1 protein-coding gene is annotated in these 265 nt (G+C 63.8%); it reads right to left on the bottom strand.

Features of this window, described 5'->3' with window-relative positions:
- The coding region (gene gpM, locus SB689_RS23340; protein WP_410694429.1) for a phage terminase small subunit at window positions 1–265 on the bottom strand (265 nt) is incomplete at both ends.

The following is a 265-nucleotide window of genomic DNA, read 5'->3' as shown; positions in this document are numbered from 1 at the left end:
GCCACTGACCGTCCACACGCGACAACAGCTGCGACAGGTACGGTTCCGGGTTGCGCTGGGCTTTGTGCTGCGCCTCGGCCCACTCGACCACCGTGTCCCCCACGAAGGTGGGGATATCACGGCGGAAGCGCTCCGGCATGGCCTGACCCTGTTCGATGGCAAAGTCCGCCAGTTCCAGGGCCTGCTCGAACTGCTCTGTGTCGAACAGCCAGACTAGGACCTGCATCAGCACCAGGTTCGGGTGGTTCAGACCGGATTCGCGGTA

The organism is Chryseobacterium sp. SIMBA_038 (genome assembly GCF_046535115.1).
Taxonomy (GTDB): Bacteria; Bacteroidota; Bacteroidia; order Flavobacteriales; family Weeksellaceae; genus Chryseobacterium.
The sequence above is the reverse complement of the archived record's forward strand: the minus strand, read 5'-3'. Positions and strand labels throughout refer to the sequence as shown.